Source organism: Synergistaceae bacterium (genome assembly GCA_017540085.1).
GTDB lineage: Bacteria > Synergistota > Synergistia > Synergistales > Aminobacteriaceae > JAFUXM01.
Genome location: JAFYBQ010000030.1, coordinates 104,898 through 121,852, shown reverse-complemented (window position 1 = coordinate 121,852; position 16,955 = coordinate 104,898). Strand labels below are relative to the sequence as shown.

The window sequence follows — 16,955 nt, the reverse complement described above, 5'->3', positions numbered from 1 at the left end:
CAAAAACGGAGATTTTTATCCCTATGAATGATTCTATACTCACAGCTCAGGAGAAATGCGCCCTGAAACTTAGAGAGCTTTACGCTTCCTACGGCTTCAAATTTTACCGCATGAGCCGCTTTGAAGAGTATGACTTTTACGCCGGGAAGAAAGGATTTCTCACAGCAGGGTCTATTCTGACGTTCACAGATACAGACGGGCGACTAATGGCACTGCGTCCTGATGTTACGCTGTCGATAATCCGCAGCAGAGAGCCGGGAAAATATTATTATGATGAGAAAGTCTACCGCCCTAAAGGAGGATCGTACCGCGAAATTTCCCAGTGCGGAATAGAATGTATCCCCCCCTGCGAATCAGGCGAGATTCTTCGGCTTGCGGTGATGAGTCTTCACGCAGTCTCGGAAGGCAGGAAGTGTGCGATTGATGTCGCCGATGCCGGGAAAGTGTCGGCCCTTTCGCCCGATGAGCTGAAGCCGGAAATACTGCGCTGTCTCTCCGCTAAGAACATACACGGCCTGCATGAAATCAATGCACCCTCAGAGATAATAGACCTTGCCTCAATGAGCGGAGAATACCCCTGCGGATTGACTGAGTACCAAGAAGAGATACATACGGACTATTCAGCGGTTACGAGTCTGGGCTACTATGACGGGATAGTGTTCAAGGGCTATATTGAAGGCATCCCCGAAGCGGTTCTTTCCGGCGGGCAGTACTGCGTTGACGGCGTGAGGGGCGCGGGGTTTGCGGTTTATATTGACGCTGTGGCAGGGGTGGAGCGGATATGATAAGCATAGCACTTCCCAAGGGGCGCTTAGGCAGGAAAATAGCCGTCTTGCTGTCAGAAGCGGGATATGATTTTCCCGGCCTGCTTGACGACACAAGGCGGCTTGTTTTTGTGAATGAGGCTGAGGATATGCGTGTTTTCTGGGTGAAGCCGTTTGACGTTCCCGTGTATGTTGAGCGGGGCGCGGCTGACATAGGCGTGTGCGGCAAAGATATTCTCATGGAGCTTAAACCCGATGTGTATGAAATTGCTGACCTAGAAACGGGGATATGCTCATTGTGTGTTGCGGCCATGTCGGGCTTCTCTGATGACGGAGTGAAAACGCTTCGTGTTGCGACAGAATTTCCGAATGCCGCCCGTGAATATTACGCCTCAATGAGCCGAGAGATAGACATTATAACGCTGAGGGGGTCTGTTGAGCTTGCGCCCCTGCTGGGACTGTCAGATGTTATTGTTGACATAGTAGAGACTGGCACGACACTGCGCGAGAACAGTCTAGAAGTGATAGCCACAATAGCCCGAATAAGTGCGCGCATGACTGTGAATAAGTCCTCATACAAATTCAAAGGAGAGAGGATAAACGAAATGCTGAGGAGGTTTTCTCTGTGATAAGAATAATGACTTCAGGAGAATATAGCGGACGTTCAAAGATAGTGAAAAGCCCTTTGCCTGATGTATCAGAAAAAGTAAGCGCAATAATAGCCCGCGTAAAGGAACACGGAGACGCGGCATTAAGGGATTACGCACTTGAGTTTGACGGAGTGCGGCTTGAGGAAATCGAGGTTGACCCTGCGGAAATATCACGTTTAGCGGAGTCCGTAAGCAGTGAATACATCCGCATACTGTCAGACGCGGCGGAAAACATCAAGAATTTCCATGAGCGTCAGAAATCCGGAGAGTTCATGTATTCGCCCCGCCCCGGAATAATACTAGGGCAAAGAGCCATTCCCATTAAGCGGGCAGGAATATATGTTCCTGGAGGAACTGCGGCTTACCCTTCAAGCGTATTGATGAACGCAATCCCCGCCCGTGTAGCAGGAGTAGAGGAAATAATAATGTCAACGCCGAACCCGTCAGCCGAAATATTAGCCGCGGCAAAAATCGCCGGAGTGTCCCGCGTTTTCCGCATAGGAGGAGCGCAGGCAATAGCGGCTATGGCCTACGGAACGGAGACAGTACCAAGCGCAGACAAAATCACCGGGCCGGGAAATATATACGTTGCAGAGGCAAAACGGCAGGTATCCGGCGACGTAGGAATAGACATGACAGCCGGCCCAAGCGAAATAATGATAATAGCCGACAAGAATAATTACCCCGCGCATATAGCCGCCGACATGTTAGCACAGGCCGAACACGACCCGAACGCCTCAGCGGTTCTCCTAACACCCTCGCGCAGAATGGCTCAGGCAGTAAGCTGTGAGATAGAAAACCGTCTCCCGAAACTACCCCGCTATGACACAGCGCGCAAATCAATCGACAGCAATGGAGCAATAATCCTCGTGAAAAATATATATGACGCGGCGGACATCGCTAATGATTACGCTCCCGAACATCTTGAACTTTGCGTGGATAATCCGTTCGAGTACATGACATACATTCGCAGAGCCGGAAGCATATTCATAGGGCGCAATTCCCCGGAGGCACTTGGCGATTATTGGGCGGGAGTGAATCATATACTTCCTACGATGGGTACGGCGCGTTTCTCAAGCCCTCTTTCCGTCAGCGATTTCGTAACAAGACAGCAGTATGTATATTATTCTGAGGCTGAATTATCGCGTGTTTCCCGGAGCATAGAGAGCTTTGCGGCTTCTGAGGGTTTGTCCGGCCACGCTGAGAGCATCTCAATACGGAGGGAATAAATGTACGCCCGCGACATAAAGGTGATGCCGTCTGATGTGTCTGCTGACGGGCGCATAAAGCTGCGCAGCCTTCTTGATTACTTTCAGGACACGGCCGGGATGGCTGTTGAAGATATTGAAGGTACAGCGACGGAATTATATTCGAGGGGCTATGCGTGGGTAGTGGCAAGGTACGAGATAAATTTCACGGGTAATATGCCCATGCTTGATGATACGTTTACCCTGCGGACATATCATGACCCTAATCACGGCTATAACACGCTGAGAATGTTTGAGACTGATTTTGCTGCGGCTAAAACAAGCTGGCTTCTTGCTGACGTTAGAAGCGGCCGCCCCGTGAAACCCTTGGCGCATATCCCCGGCATAACATCCCGCGACAATCAGGAAATATCCCCGGACTTTATGGAAATTCCGCCCCTTTCGGCAATAACGCATACCGAAATTTTCCCCGTAAGGTATCATGACGCAGATTATAACGGCCACGCAAACAACGCGGCATATTTCGAGTGGATATATGACATGTCGCCCGCAGAAATGTTAGCCCGTCCGCTGAAGACAGTATGCGCCTCTTTCCGTTCAGGTGCCAGACTCGGCGAGACAATAACGCTTGAGGCACAGTCAGACGAGGAGAGAAATATTTTATTGTACGAGGTTAAGCGGCAGTCTTCCCCGTCAACAAAAAAACCGTCAGCAAGATTTTTATGTGAATGGAGATGAGAGTCAGTGCCCGGGAATATCGTAATCGTTGGAGCCGGTGAAGTCGGCCGGAGCGTGGCAAGGAGATTATCTTCTGATGGGTTCAACATATGGCTTGTGGAAAACAATCCTGCCTCAGCAGAAGCGGCAGGAGAGGAGTTAGACGCTGTAATAATTCGCGGGAACGGTGCGCGCCCGCAGGTTTTGGCTCAGGCCGGAATTGTGCCGGGCGGCTCTGTCGACATGCTCATAGCCTGCACAAACCGTGATGAAGTAAATATGCTTTCCTGCTGGATAGCACATTCAGCGGGAGTCCCGCAGGTGATAGCCAGAGCAAGAAGCCTAGAGTTTACTGACACATTGGACTGGGGGCGGAAGCTGGGAATAGACGCGATGATTTCCCCTGAACGATCAATAGCGCGTGAAATAACGGGGTTGATAGAAGTCCGGGGTGCCACGCATACGGCGGAGCTTCTCGGAGGACGCGCCGCGCTGTACACCCTAAGAATAGCGCAGAACTCCCCGCTTGACGGCGTAATGCTGAAGGATTTGCGGACTAAGTTCCCTGACCTCATGGCCGTTTTGGTTTATGTTGAGCATGACGGCGGGACATCAGGCGTTCCCAACGGCGCAACAGTGCTTCATTCCGGCGATGTCTGCTGGGCTGTAACGTACAAGAAGAGTCTTGCGCGTATGCAGGAGCTTTTCCAGCCCGGAAGCACCGCAAAGCGTGATGAGGGAAAAATATTCATAGTCGGCGGCGGAAAACTGGGTACTCAGATAGCACTGATGATAAAGCGTGATTTCAGCGGAATGAGCCTGCGTATTATCGACAGCGACAGGCAGCGATGCGAAAGGCTTTCCGAACAGTTCGGTGAATATTTAGTGCTGAACACTGACGGAGCGGACAGCAGGACTCTCGCCGAGGAAGGCATAGACGGCGCGGAGGCATATATATGCGCTACCGACTCTGACGAGATTAACATAATATACTCAGCTATGGCGCGGAAGATGGGAGCTAAGAAATCAATAGCGGTTGCACGGCGCAGAGATTATCAGGCACTCAGCGAAATAATACCCGTAGACGCGATAGTTGACCCAAATATTTCACTCGCCAATGTAATACTTAGGTACGTAAGGTACAAAGATCATGCCTCAGCCTACAGCATGATAGAGAAAATCGGAGCTGAAATGCTTGAAGCGGTATTGTCTCCTGAAGTCCCCCTTTGCGGCCGGACGCTTGCACAGATAAAACTCCGAAAGGGTGCTGTAGTCGCGTTAATCGGGCGGGGTAATGACGTTCTCCTGCCTACAGGAGCTACCGAGCTGTTACCCGGCGACCATGTTATTTTGTTCGCGCTCACTGAGATTATGCCCGCCGCGGCGGTTTTGTTCGGAGCAAGTTACAGCCATGAAGGTTAAGCCCGTACTGCGTTCACTGGCGTATGTGTGCCTCACGGTGTCATGTATGATGGTACTTCCCCTATTGACGGCTATTTATGACGGTACGCATGACGCTGACGACTTTGCCCTGTCGTTTTTCGTTGGCATAACTTTTAGCACAGTGATAATTTTCATGACACACGACCCGAATCCCGGGGACATGGGAATACGCGAGGGCCTTTGCGTTACGGGCTATTCATGGGCGGCGGCTTCTGTGATAGGTGCTTTGCCGTTCTATATATCGGGCTGTGTTCCTTCATTTGCTGATGCATTCTTTGAGACGATGAGCGGCTTCACGACAACGGGCGCGACAATCTTCTCGGAAATAGAATCCCTGCCCCGCGGTATATTGCTGTGGCGGTCTCTCACTCACTGGATGGGCGGAATGGGTATTATAGTCCTAAGCCTAGCGGTGTTTCCGTTTCTCGGCGTTTCGGGAATGGAAATGTACAAGGCTGAAGTCCCCGGAGTAACTGCCGGGAAATTAACACCTAGACTTCATCAGACAGCAATATATTTATGGAGCGCGTATATATTCCTGACAGTCTCGGAAACAATATTGCTCATGGCCGGGGGAATGTCATTGTTTGACGCATTCTGTCATTCATGCAGTACTATTGCTACAGGGGGATTTTCGACAAAGGACAACTCCATAGCATATTTCACAAGCCCTTATATTCAATGGGTGATAATAATATTCATGTTTCTCTCCGGGATAAACTTCTCGCTGTACTTTCTTCTGCCGCAGAAAAAATTTCATGAAATATTTTCTGATGAGGAGCTTAGGGGCTACGTGTCAGCGGCTGTTCTTTCAGCATTTGCCATAGCCTTATGCCTTTATTTGTCCGGCAGTCTTTCCGGGTTTGAGAATATTTTGAGGAGTGCGGCGTTTCATGTCGTGAGCGTGATGACAACAACGGGATTTATTGTTGATGACTACGACAAATGGCCGGAGGCAGCAAAGTGCATAATAATAATACTAATGTTCATAGGCGCGTCGGGAGGTTCAACCGGGGGCGGGTGCAAAGTCTCAAGATTCATCATAATAGCACGTGTAATGAAAGCGGAAGCCCGCAAGCTGCTCCATCCTAGGGCGGTAATCACTCCGCGCATGGACGGCCGTCCGATTCCATTGGCGACAATAGGCTCATCTGTGGCATTCTTTGCGCTGTACATGGCGACACTTTTCGCCGGGACATTAATCACAGCGGCATACGGAATAGACCTTCTGACAGCGTTCACCGGGATACTAACCTGCCTAAGCAATGTAGGCCCGGGATTGTCGCGTCTCGGTGCTGTGGAGAATTTCGCCTGGCTTCCTGAGGGCGTGAAGTGGCTAATGTCATTCTGTATGCTTGCGGGGCGACTTGAATTATTCGCGGTATTTCTGCTGTTTATGCCTGATACTTACAAGAAGTAAAATAGACATCAAAAAAGGGAGCTGATTACAATAAACCGAACGAAAATACAAGCCCGCCTTCAGGCCGTATCATTCATGAGCGGATGTGCCACAATGATATTGGAGCTGGCCGGCTCAAGACTCGTGGCACCGTTTTTCGGCACATCGTTAATCGTGTGGACAGCCTTAATAGGAATAATAATGACCTCGCTTTGTCTGGGCAGCTGGCTGGGCGGAGCTTTGGCGGACAAACGCCCGGAGGCCAAAATTCTTGGGCGCATACTGATGGCGGCGGCGGTCATAACAGCGTCAACAGCATTCGCCAGCAACTACATACTCACCGGGATACAGGACATGCGGGTTAATTTGTACGTCTCAAGCGTATATTCAGCCGTGTCGATATTCGCGCCTTCAAGCCTTCTTTTCGGGATGGTTCAGCCCTTCTGCGCCCGACTCGCACTTCAGAGCGTGAGCGGTTCGGGGGCTGTTGTGGGTCGGCTGTCAGCCCTGAACAGTGCCGGGAGCATACTGGGTACATTCCTAGGCGGGTTCGTGCTTATATCGCTTTTCCCTTCCGGCGTGATACTAATGATAGTGGCAAGTATAGCGGCTCTTCTTTCTGTTCTTGTCTACACGGGGGCATGGCGCAAAATCATAGCGGGGATAGTGTTTTTCGCTGTTTCCGGCAGCACAGTGTGCGCGCTGAAGCTCGGCCTTCCATATTCGCCCGTAGGCGAGCATATAGACACGCAGTATAATCACATAACCATAGCCGAGAGCATAGACCGCAGAAACGGCAGGCGCGTCCGCATAATGATAACTGATCCTGACGCGGCGCAGTCTTTGATGTATGTCGACAGCCCGAATGAATTAGTGAGCGATTACACGAAATTTTATGACCTCGCGTTTCACTACAATCCGTCAGCAACAAGAGTATTAATGCTCGGCGGAGGGGGGTACTGCGTTCCCAAGCACATAATATCAGAACGCCCTGGAGCATCGATTGATGTTGTGGAGCTTGACCCCGGAGTAACCGAGACAGCCCGGAAATATTTTGCCCTCGAAGACCATCCGCGCATGAGAATTTACCATGAGGACGCACGCACATTCCTGAACCGCTCACAGTACAGCGGAATAGAATCATACGATGTTATATTCATGGACACGTTCAACTCGGCGACGGTGATACCGTTTCAGCTCGCCACAGTAGAAGCAGGAGAAAGACTGCATTCCCTCCTGAAGCCGGGGGGCGTTCTTGTCGTCAATATAATATCGTCAGTATACGGCCCTAAATCAGGGGTGTTTCACGGAATATACAAAGCGTTCTCGCAGTCGTTCGGAACAATGATGATATTCCCCGCCAATGCCCCGGAGCCGAAATACGCCGGAGCCTTGCAGAACATAATGCTTGTGGCCGGGGATTTCGTACCTTCAACGTCAGAGCCGAACGGCAAATATTCCTCTCTTCTGTCGCACCAGTGGCTTCAGCCTTTCACGCCGGACAGCGTTGTTCCCGCGTTCACAGACAGCTTTGCCCCCGTTGAGAGATATGCTTTAATCCAGTAAGGAGACCTCACAATAATGAAGAAAGACAATTTTCCCCCCGCGAAAAAAGTGCCGGAGAAATACAAGCCCCTGCCGCTTGTGCCTGAATATATTTTGCTTCCTCTGTGGCTAGTGTCTCTCGGTGCGCCTAACCTGATATATTCGGGTATTCTTTTCGCTGACACACTGCACATTCTGAAATGGACAGCCGCCGGAGTCCCCGCAGCCATTGCTCTGTTAATCGCAGGCTGGAGAGTAATGCGCTACGGCTCTGAAAGAGTGCGCGTAAGGCTTGACCTTTTCGCGTTGATATGGCTTGCGATTCTGGTTTACTGCTTGCTGATGCCCCTGTGGGTAAATATAATGTCGCCTACAGCATGGTGTCTTGAGATGGTGTGCTTTGCTACTGTGTGGGTGTTCTATGTCCTGAGCGCGTCATCATTCCCTGAATGGGGTCTTCGCCCTGTCCTTCTTATAGGGAGTATAAATGCCTCTGTGAATGTGCTTTTTGCCGAGCTTCAAATACGCGGCCTGAATAATTTTTCCTTTCTTGACGGGACAATGTTCGCGGATTTTCGGCGTTTCAGCAATATAATTCTTCCTACGCCGGGAAACTACATCGGCAATACAGCCCAGCAAAATATGTTCGGTCTTTGGGTTGCGGTGGCAGTCTTAGGGGGCGTTTACCTGTACGCCTATGACGCATGGAGGCATGATCCTTCAGAGCATGGCCGGAAAGCGATACTCCCTGCCGTTTTCGTCTCCCTTTCCGTAATCATCCTGAAGTATGCCGTAACCCTCTCAAGCGTCCTTCTCGGAATAGCAGCGGCACTTCTCCTAGCGGCGGCATTGGTAACAGGAAGGCGCAATATATTCTCGGTCTCAGTACTGATTATGACCGCCGTAAATTTCTGGGGGCTTATGAACTCCACGAGCCGTTCAGCCACAATAGCACTGACACTAGGTCTGCTGGTAATGCTTTCTGTTACTCTGTGGAAGTTCGCCCGCTCATACGCAATCCGTTTCACTGCTGTGCTGATGGTAATATTGTGCGTTTTCTGGGCCTCGCTTTATTCCCCCCGGTCAGAGCAGATAGTCGACAAGACCGCCGACATAATCCGCAACGCCGAGAACATCGGAAACAGGCGCGGAATTTGGGCGACAAGCTACGCAATGTTCCTCGAACACCCCGAAGGAGTCGGAATAGGCCAGTACAAATGGCATTATCTTGAAGGACAGCGCGAGGGCTTCAGGCGTTTTAATGCTCCGTTGTGGTACAGGTGGCAATATACTCACTGGGCGCATAATGAGTTCCTGCAATTTTTCTGCGAAGGCGGCGTAATCGGAGGAATGTTGCTTCTGCTGATGTGGGTTGTGTGGCTAATCCCGGCACTAAGAGGGCTGATACGCGGCAGACATTCCATAACTGCGGGCGGAAATTCTGAGCCTGATACAAATTGGGTATGGGCTGTATCGCTTGTAACTTTGATAACATTCTGCGCCGTTTTCACCCGTCCTTTTCACCGCATTGAAAATATGGTATGGCTTGCCCTAGCTTTTGCGCTGTCGAACCGTGAATTTTTCCCTGAGAGATTATCATTCAGCATTCTCAAATCTCCGTCAGCAAGAAAATTAACCGGAGCATTCTGCATAGTCTCGTCAATAGCAGGCTGTATATACATATCAAGCGGCATTTACGGAAACTACGTATTGAGGCAGGCACTTTCCACAAACAATGAGCATCTTCAGCTGCATTACCTTAACGAGGCGGAAAAGCACCCTATAGTGAGGGAAGACACAATGCGTAACATAGGCTGGCACTATATGCAGGCAGGCGAACAGAGAAATAACCCTGAAATGCTACTGCGCGGCTTCAATATATTGTGGTCTCAGTTCCAGAGAGAGCCTCACTCGGAAGACATATCGCGCCTGCTGAATTTTGCACAGCGTTACCAGATAGAGCCGGCCCTGCGTGAAATAGCGTCATATTTCCGTCCGGGTGAATATCATCTCAAGCGTATTCCTCAGCGAGATGCATCCGGAAGGACAGTGCGCGCCCTTCTTTTGCTGAACGGTCCCGGCAGTGATGACAAGTAAGCGCGGCTTTACACTGATTGAGATACTTGTCGCCGTTATGATTGCGGGCATTCTCTCAGCTCTGGCTCTTGCGCCTGTTGCTGTTACGGTGAGACGTGTTATTGACGCGAGGCGGGAATACACTGATACTGCTGCAATGTCTCTTGCGATTGACTTCATGGCGCGTGATATGTTTTCCGCAATGAGGCTGAGTCCTTCCGCGCTGACGGTGAAAGATCATGAGGCTCCCGGCGGCAACGCTGACGATATTTTGATGGTAATGACAACTGCCCCGGCCATGCAGAATATGACCTCCGGTGCGGCAGTCTACAAGGTTGCGGAGGGCGGCATTCTTCACGGCGATATTATCCCGGGACTTTACAGATGGATAATTCCCAATGCCGAGCCATCAGAGATTGACCCGGAAAAGCTGAACCCCGAAGAAGCTCAGTTAGTGCTTCCCGGTGTAAATGAGTTCCGCGTTGAGATACCGACAAATGAGCGCGAGGATGACAACAGGAAAGAATATTCCGGCTCTCTTCCCGCAGGCGTATTCATAGAGATTGGCAGAGGTGAAAGCAGTAATGCCCGGACATATATCACATTCCCGTAAAGGCTTCATTCTTGTGAGCGTTCTTATGCTTGGCGTTCTGCTCATATCATGCGCGACAGCCTTCACGCTTTTTGTACGCAGGCAGGCTCGTTCGTCAGGCGGCCAGCTAATGAAGCTCTCAGCCCGGAGCATGGCTCATGTAATAGTGTCGTCAATAATATCACTGACAGCCGAGTTAAGCTCACAGGCCAACAGCGACAGCCCCGCGCACAGATGGTATCAGCCCTTTGTGTTCGCTCTCCCCGGAATGGGTATATGGGTTGTACAGGTAACGCCGCTCGATGACAAAATCCCCCTGCGTAATATATTCCTGCCTGACGGAAACACAATGCGCCGCGAATTATCAGAGCCTTGGCGGCAGATGTGGGACAAGCTCCATCACCGCGATCTTGAGATGATTACGCTTGATTTCCTCGACAAGAACACACGCCCCCGCGTAGGAAGCCGCGAGGAGAAATATTACCTCAACCGCCCCCCCTATGACCTCTCCGAAATGTTAATATTAAGCCCTGACATAACGCCGGAGATACTTTACGGCTCAGGCGGTGAAATGGGTCTTGCTGACTATTGCACCGTGTACAGCGACGGCAAAATAAACCTCAATGTAGCCCCCGTTCATGTGATGGAGCTTATACCCGGACTTGACGCAGGCGGAGTCGCACAGAGCATAGCCGAACATCGCACGGAGAATGCAATAACCAGCCTCAGTGATATACGCAAAATCCCCGGAGCAAGTGCAAGGACATCAAACCAGATAATGAACATAGCAGGGTTCAAGAGCCGCTATTTTTCCATAAGGCTTGAGAGCGCAGGCGGCAGTGAAAACGGCGGGGCAATGTCCTTCAGCGTTATATATGACCGCACAGCAAAGCAGATAGTGAAATGGGAGGAGTCTTAGACATGAATATATTTTCATTAGGGAGCAGGGTGCGTGATTATTCCTCAGCGGAAATACGGCGCGTTATATATCCGTCATCGGCCCCGAATCCTGATGACACATCCCCCGGCCAAGCACCCGGGCCGACTGTCCGTATCATGGCCGGAAACGGTGCAAAAAATTCCGTAACCCTAGCTCCTATGAAATCATTGGCCGTAGAAGAGTTTTCTTTTCCGTTCCAGAACGCCGGAAAAATATCGGACGCTCTCAGGCTTCAGGCACAGCCCTACACAGCCGGCGGAGGAGTCGAAATATTCCCGGTAACATTGTCGCAAAAAGGGCGTTCCTCCGATGGCATTGCGTGGTACGTGTCCCCGTCGGAGCTTGACTTCCCCCCGTCAGGAAACACATGGCCTTCACCCTTGCCGCTTGTGTCGGGGCTTTCAGATTTCGGCGGCTTTGGCGTTACAATGTGGGCTGACGAGGAGAATATATGCTCGATTCTGTGGCAGAATTTTATCCCGGTGATGTACCGATGGAAAAAACGTTCAGATGACGATTCCGAGCTGCGGGAGATGTCATTTTACGACTCATACTGCGCCGCCCAAAATTTTAACCGAGGCGGGAATTTTGTCATCAATGCCGCGGCAGGCGGTTACGATATAGCAGACATTATCACCGAGAGCGTGAGAATATGCCCGTGGATAGCAGGTGTAAATCTTTCGCGTTCTGTTCTTGAGGGAGCGCGGGATCTTGAGCGTACATTGTCGCGCTTCAGCCGTATATTGTTGTGGCTGTCAGTTTCCGGCGTGATAATGCTTTGCGGGCAGCTCCTGAGATGGTATCATTCCGAATCCGTGATTGACCGTGAGCGGGTCAGAGCCGAGACGTTTTACCGCGAGACATTCGACCCTTCGCGGCAGGGGCGCATATCTAACCCCGTAACTTTGGCGCGGGACAGGATAGCCTCACTCCGAGGCACTGAGGACAGCGGGCACAGTCTTGAGGAAGTATTATCGGACATGGGCGCGGTGTACTCATCATCAGAGGGGATTACAGTCGATATTATGCGCTACAATGCTGACGGCATAGACTGCACCGGGACAGCCTCAGACATGACAGCGGCACTGAATTTCCGCCGGGCATGGGAGGAACGTGCTAACATGGTTCAGGTCGACAACACTCAATTTGTTTCCGGGATTGGTTATCGTTTTGATTTGCGTATAAGGTGGTGAATTATATTATGGACAGAATTTTTGCTGATGTACGCAGTGTAATGCGCGGGGAGGCTGCCGGGAGCGTGAAATTTGCGGTGCTGTTTTTTGCGGCGGCGGTGATATGGCTGTCAGTGTGGCAGGTATGGGTGCTTAACTCAGGCGCACAGTCCCGGCTTAAATCGGCTCAGGATAGATTCGGGACTCTGTTGACTCTCGCAGATGAGTACAAATCGCTGTCCCCGCGGGCTGATATGTCCGGCGGTAATATCGATGTGGCGGCAGTGTTTGCAGCAGTGTCAGAGGCTATGTCTCTCGGAAGCCGCGTAAACAGGATAACCCCTGACGGCCGCAATCAGTCAGTAGAGATAAATAGGCTCTACGCAGAAGAGTTAGCCGAGCTTCAGAAACAGTTGTCCTCAAGAGGCGTGAAATTCATAGCCGCCGAGATAAGAGCAATGCCGAGCGGAAAAGAAAGACTGCTCACAGTGTCAGCAATAATAGGACCGTCAAAATAATCATGAAACGCATAATAACAACATCAATAAAAGCAATAATATTCACAGCGGCATTCATAATATCATTGTACATATTTCTTCCGTGGCGGGAGGCCGGGACTTTCGCGCTGTCAATGGCGGCAGACCGTCTTCAGCGCATGGGAATGAGGCTGTCATATTCTGATGTCTCAGGTGAAAACGGCGGCTTCACAGTCTCAAACCTAGCTCTGTCCGGGATGGTGAATATCTCTGCCGGCTCAGTAACAATAAAGCCCGATATAGCGTCAAGCCTCCTGAGTATAGCCCCTGTATGTGATATAACCTTCAAGGGGGCGGGGGCGCGTTTAGGCTCTGCAATGAATTTCGGCTCAGGGGGTTTTCTTCTGACTGCTGGACGTGAAATAACGCTGGAGAACCTGCACACAGACGGCGAAATATCACTTGACGGCTATATAGCGGTCAGCCCTTCAAACATGAGAATAACCCGCGCTAATGCCCGCTTTGATGTCCCTGAAGAGATGTCGAGGAACATGAGTCTTCTCCGCAACTTTCTCCCGCTTGTGCAGGAGGGCGATAAATGGTATCTGAGGAGGAATTGAGAATGAACAAATCCCCTAAGCTCAATGCTCTATGGATGATATTACTTCCCGCAGTGCTTGGATTTTCATCGGGAAGCCTCGCCGACGCAGGACTGTCATATCTCTTTGAGTATCTTTCCGGCTCCGTTGGGCAGAGCAATTCAGCAGTAACAGCCCCCCGACAGGCGGACAGGACAGCCCCCGAAGCCCGAAGCCTCGAAAAATTCCTGTCGTCTAACCCGTTCAAGATTTCACCGCAGAAAACTGACACTCCTGCCCCGCCCGCACCAGATACCCCGCCCGCTGACCCCGCCCCCGCAGAGGAGACTGACACAAAGTTAGCCGGCTTAATCCTGCGCGGGACTCTTCCCGGCATAGGTGCATGGTGCGAACTCAACGGAAGCCTGAAACTTATCCTCATAGGCCGACAGACAGAGGGCTACAAGCTGGCCGCAGTCTCTTACACTGACGCGACCTTCAGGAGGGGAGACGAACCACCCGTGAAGAAATACATAATCTACGGCCCTATAGCTGACGCAGGACAGCCCAAAGTTACCGCCCCTAAGCAGCCGACACCGTTCCGAAAGCCTGAAGAGCCGAAACAGACCGGGAATATCGTAGCCGCCGCCCCGGATCAGGAAGGGCAGATACCCGGCGAAATGGTCAGCAACCTCGTCCAGAATCCATTTGACGAGCTGAAACGAATACGAATGCGCCCAAATGAGAAAGCCGGAGGATTAGAGGTTCAGTGGATACAGAACGACAGCCTGCTAAAACGCCTGGGAGTCCAGCGCGGAGACATAATCCGCTCAGTGAACGGCATACCGTTTACGAACATGGGAGACATAGCTAACTCCATAAACTCCCTGATGTCAAGCGAACGCTTTGACGTTGAAGTAACACGCGGGGGAAAGAACACAGCCCTGCGCTACGTGGTGAAATAATGCGCCGAAAAGCCTTCACGCTGATGGAAGTGCTTGTTGCGACTGCCGTAGCCGGCCTTGTGATTACTGCGGGTTTCCGGCTCATAGCGATGTCATACAGGCTGCTCGGTGAAATAGAGGGTGAGCGCGAACTCCTTTCCGCCGCTCAGGAAGTATGGCTGCGTTTCAGGATAGACGCGGAAATGCCTTCAAGCGGAACTGATGACAAGAAGGGCTACTCTTGGCGCGCTGAAGATGACTCAGTCCCGATAGGTGATTTCGAGCTTAAATACAGGAAAGTTACAGTAACAACAGACGGAGGACGGAGCGCGGAAATCTACGTAACAGAGTGAAGCATGTTACAATAACCGCAATAACATGACGGGAGATGCTGAGATATTGTACGTCAGGAAAAGTATATATATATGCGCGTTAATATTAATGCTGTCATCAAACGCGGACGGGGCGACAAGGCGAGTTCCCGCACAGGCTAACACCCCGGCGCAGTCAGGCTCAGGAAATACAATGACCGCTGAAGAGGAGCAGGACTTATTATTGGCGGCACAGGAAATGAGGCGTTCAGGGCTTGTGCAGTTCAACTTCAAAGACATGGATTTAGTGCGTTTCATGCGCTTCATGTCGGAAGTATTGCAGGAGAATTTTATAGTGCCTCCAAATATTTCAAGCAAGATAACAATAATTTCCCCTCACCCCGTAACAGTCCGCGAAAGCCGCGAAATAATGCTGTCAACCTTGCAGATGTATAATTTCTCGCTTCAGAACATGGGCAGCTACTCAATAGTGAGGCAGGGAGGGAACAGCCCTTCCCCGAATGTATACCGAAGCAAGTCCGGCCCAAGTTTCGGCGAGGAGACAGTAACATATATAGTGCCGATAGATTATGTAACTCTTGAAAGCATAGTGCCGGCTCTCCAGCAGTCATTTGGCCCTTCATTGATGGCAATCCCCGTGGGAAACGGGCGCGACATACTGCTTCAGGGACGTGCTACGGATGTCCGCAAGGGAATGGAGCTTATCCGCCGACTTGACACTCCCGGAAGCGCGAGAATATCGCGTACGTTTGAGCTGAAATACGGAGACCCCGCCACAGTCGCCGCCCAGCTAAACGCCATAGCAGGGGCAAACGGGCCTCTACAAGGGGTAAACGCCATAGCCGACGCGCCAAGCAAGAAGGTTGTTGTCGTGGGAAGCTCCGCGGCAGTGGACAGAGCAGCGAAAATCATAACCGATTTGGACGTGGACAGCAAAATAGGCGACTTCCATATATACAGGCTCAAGAACATTGACGCTACAGCCGCCTCCGAGCAGGTCGCCAAAGTATTAACCTCAACAGCCACAATGCTGGGAGCTGACGCGGCGAGATTCCCGGCTACGGTAGTACCTGACGTTGCCACAAACAGCCTCATATTTGCGGCGACACAGAGGCAATTTGACAGCCTTGTTCCCATTCTTGACGCAATCGACATTCAGCCCAAGCAGATATTACTGCGCGGCTTTATCGCTGAAATCAACGTTACCAACCTCGAAAATCAGGGCATAGATTGGAACATGGTCGGCGGCATGATGTTTGATGATTTATTGATAGGCGGAAATATGTCGCTCGGAGAAAGCTCAGTGCCTTCAACATTCATGCAGTGGTTCAATGACCTGTCAAAGCGCGAGGAGCTTTTAGAGCGAGGCGGCTCAACCTACAGCGTTACGAACTATAACCCTATGGCGTTAATGTACGCGACAATCAACATGCTGAAGAAGTATAACGCGGTTAATGTTCTCTCAGTCCCCCGTTTGATGTGTACGGACAACAAAGAAAGCTCGTTCCAAGTCGGGCAGGTTATCCCCGTAATGAAAGGCACGACATCTGACTTGTCGAACCCTTCAGCGGTGCAGACGAATGTAGACTACAAGGACACAGGATTAACCCTGACGGTAACGCCTCACATCAGAAGCGGAAACCTTGTAGCGATGGACATAAAGCAGACTACTGAGGACGTATTGACAGCTCCCGGAGACCCTACCCCGCGCACGTCAAAGCGTGAGGTGAATACGTCTGTAGTAGTCGGAGACGGCGAGACAATAATTCTCGGCGGAATGATAAAGGAGACAGAACGCTCACTCACAAAGAAAGTGCCGGGACTCGCATACATTCCGTTAATCGGGGGGCTGTTCAAAAGTATCTCAAAGGAAAAGGAGAAAATAGACTTTGTTATATTCCTTACACCGCAGATAATAGAAGACCCCTCAGAGATGAGGCACGCTACAATGTCGGCCTCCGGATTTGCGTCAGTGTATGTTTCCGGGGACTTGGGATTTGCCAGCGTCATGCCGGAAAAAGCCCGGCGCGAGTTATTGAGCGTTGATGTAAGCCCTGTTGAAGCGGACGTTGATATACGCTTCCGGCAGTTGTATCAGAAAAGTTTGCGGAGGAAGTAA

16 protein-coding genes are annotated in these 16,955 nt (G+C 51.1%); all 16 read left to right on the top strand.

Annotated elements, in window-relative coordinates:
- Positions 1-23: 23 nt before the first annotated feature.
- The 16 genes from IKQ95_07145 (at position 24) to gspD (ending at position 16,955) form a co-directional block, all read left to right on the top strand.
- Positions 24-785 (top strand): ATP phosphoribosyltransferase regulatory subunit, encoded by a 762-nt coding sequence (locus tag IKQ95_07145; GenBank protein ID MBR4196467.1) that lies wholly within the window; start codon positions 24-26, stop codon positions 783-785.
- The gene (locus IKQ95_07140) at positions 782-1,393 is read left to right on the top strand and encodes an ATP phosphoribosyltransferase (protein ID MBR4196466.1); all 612 of its coding nucleotides are present in this window, start codon (positions 782-784) and stop codon (positions 1,391-1,393) included. Before IKQ95_07145 ends, IKQ95_07140 begins: the two co-directional genes overlap by 4 nt.
- Positions 1,390-2,643 (top strand): histidinol dehydrogenase, encoded by a 1,254-nt coding sequence (gene hisD / locus IKQ95_07135; GenBank protein ID MBR4196465.1) that lies wholly within the window; start codon positions 1,390-1,392, stop codon positions 2,641-2,643. The genes IKQ95_07140 and hisD overlap by 4 nt, the downstream gene beginning before the upstream one ends.
- Positions 2,644-3,360, top strand: coding sequence for a hypothetical protein (locus IKQ95_07130; protein MBR4196464.1), 717 nt, complete (start codon positions 2,644-2,646; stop codon positions 3,358-3,360).
- A 6-nt stretch (positions 3,361-3,366) separates the two neighbouring features.
- Positions 3,367-4,761 carry a Trk system potassium transporter TrkA gene (gene trkA / locus IKQ95_07125; protein MBR4196463.1) on the top strand — a complete coding sequence of 465 codons (1,395 nt, stop codon included), beginning with the start codon at positions 3,367-3,369 and terminating at the stop codon, positions 4,759-4,761.
- Positions 4,751-6,202 (top strand): TrkH family potassium uptake protein, encoded by a 1,452-nt coding sequence (locus tag IKQ95_07120; protein MBR4196462.1) that lies wholly within the window; start codon positions 4,751-4,753, stop codon positions 6,200-6,202. The genes trkA and IKQ95_07120 overlap by 11 nt, the downstream gene beginning before the upstream one ends.
- Before the next feature lie 75 nt (positions 6,203-6,277).
- On the top strand, positions 6,278-7,747 hold the full coding sequence (locus tag IKQ95_07115; protein ID MBR4196461.1) for a fused MFS/spermidine synthase: 1,470 nt from the start codon (positions 6,278-6,280) through the stop codon (positions 7,745-7,747).
- Positions 7,748-7,762: 15 nt separating this feature from the next.
- Positions 7,763-9,823: an O-antigen ligase family protein gene (locus IKQ95_07110; GenBank protein MBR4196460.1), complete on the top strand. Its 2,061-nt coding sequence runs from the start codon at positions 7,763-7,765 to the stop codon at positions 9,821-9,823.
- A complete protein-coding gene (locus tag IKQ95_07105) occupies positions 9,813-10,415 on the top strand; it encodes a type II secretion system protein (GenBank protein MBR4196459.1) in 603 nt (200 codons plus the stop codon). Before IKQ95_07110 ends, IKQ95_07105 begins: the two co-directional genes overlap by 11 nt.
- Positions 10,366-11,313 (top strand): general secretion pathway protein GspK, encoded by a 948-nt coding sequence (locus tag IKQ95_07100; protein MBR4196458.1) that lies wholly within the window; start codon positions 10,366-10,368, stop codon positions 11,311-11,313. The genes IKQ95_07105 and IKQ95_07100 overlap by 50 nt, the downstream gene beginning before the upstream one ends.
- 2 nt (positions 11,314-11,315) lie before the next feature.
- Complete coding sequence (locus tag IKQ95_07095; protein MBR4196457.1) at positions 11,316-12,527, top strand: hypothetical protein; 1,212 nt, start codon at positions 11,316-11,318, stop codon at positions 12,525-12,527.
- Between the two features lie 8 nt (positions 12,528-12,535).
- Positions 12,536-13,024, top strand: a complete 489-nt coding sequence (locus IKQ95_07090) for a hypothetical protein (protein ID MBR4196456.1) — start codon at positions 12,536-12,538, stop codon at positions 13,022-13,024.
- A gap of 2 nt (positions 13,025-13,026) precedes the next feature.
- Positions 13,027-13,602: a hypothetical protein gene (locus tag IKQ95_07085; protein ID MBR4196455.1), complete on the top strand. Its 576-nt coding sequence runs from the start codon at positions 13,027-13,029 to the stop codon at positions 13,600-13,602.
- 2 nt (positions 13,603-13,604) lie between these two features.
- Positions 13,605-14,525, top strand: a complete 921-nt coding sequence (locus IKQ95_07080; GenBank protein MBR4196454.1) for a hypothetical protein — start codon at positions 13,605-13,607, stop codon at positions 14,523-14,525.
- Positions 14,525-14,857, top strand: coding sequence for a prepilin-type N-terminal cleavage/methylation domain-containing protein (locus IKQ95_07075; GenBank protein MBR4196453.1), 333 nt, complete (start codon positions 14,525-14,527; stop codon positions 14,855-14,857). The genes IKQ95_07080 and IKQ95_07075 overlap by 1 nt, the downstream gene beginning before the upstream one ends.
- 46 nt (positions 14,858-14,903) lie before the next feature.
- A complete protein-coding gene (gene gspD, locus IKQ95_07070) occupies positions 14,904-16,955 on the top strand; it encodes a type II secretion system secretin GspD (GenBank protein ID MBR4196452.1) in 2,052 nt (683 codons plus the stop codon).

Excerpts from the sequence above, each read along its gene's own strand:
- IKQ95_07145 (MBR4196467.1), top strand. The coding sequence starts at position 24 with ATGAATGATTCTATACTCACAGCTCAGGAGAAATGCGCCCTGAAACTT.
- IKQ95_07140 (MBR4196466.1), top strand. The coding sequence starts at position 782 with ATGATAAGCATAGCACTTCCCAAGGGGCGCTTAGGCAGGAAAATAGCC.
- IKQ95_07130 (MBR4196464.1), top strand. The coding sequence starts at position 2,644 with ATGTACGCCCGCGACATAAAGGTGATGCCGTCTGATGTGTCTGCTGAC.
- IKQ95_07120 (MBR4196462.1), top strand. The coding sequence starts at position 4,751 with ATGAAGGTTAAGCCCGTACTGCGTTCACTGGCGTATGTGTGCCTCACG.
- IKQ95_07115 (MBR4196461.1), top strand. The coding sequence starts at position 6,278 with ATGAGCGGATGTGCCACAATGATATTGGAGCTGGCCGGCTCAAGACTC.
- IKQ95_07110 (MBR4196460.1), top strand. The coding sequence starts at position 7,763 with ATGAAGAAAGACAATTTTCCCCCCGCGAAAAAAGTGCCGGAGAAATAC.
- IKQ95_07105 (MBR4196459.1), top strand. The coding sequence starts at position 9,813 with ATGACAAGTAAGCGCGGCTTTACACTGATTGAGATACTTGTCGCCGTT.
- IKQ95_07095 (MBR4196457.1), top strand. The coding sequence starts at position 11,316 with ATGAATATATTTTCATTAGGGAGCAGGGTGCGTGATTATTCCTCAGCG.
- IKQ95_07090 (MBR4196456.1), top strand. The coding sequence starts at position 12,536 with ATGGACAGAATTTTTGCTGATGTACGCAGTGTAATGCGCGGGGAGGCT.
- IKQ95_07085 (MBR4196455.1), top strand. The coding sequence starts at position 13,027 with ATGAAACGCATAATAACAACATCAATAAAAGCAATAATATTCACAGCG.
- IKQ95_07080 (MBR4196454.1), top strand. The coding sequence starts at position 13,605 with ATGAACAAATCCCCTAAGCTCAATGCTCTATGGATGATATTACTTCCC.
- IKQ95_07075 (MBR4196453.1), top strand. The coding sequence starts at position 14,525 with ATGCGCCGAAAAGCCTTCACGCTGATGGAAGTGCTTGTTGCGACTGCC.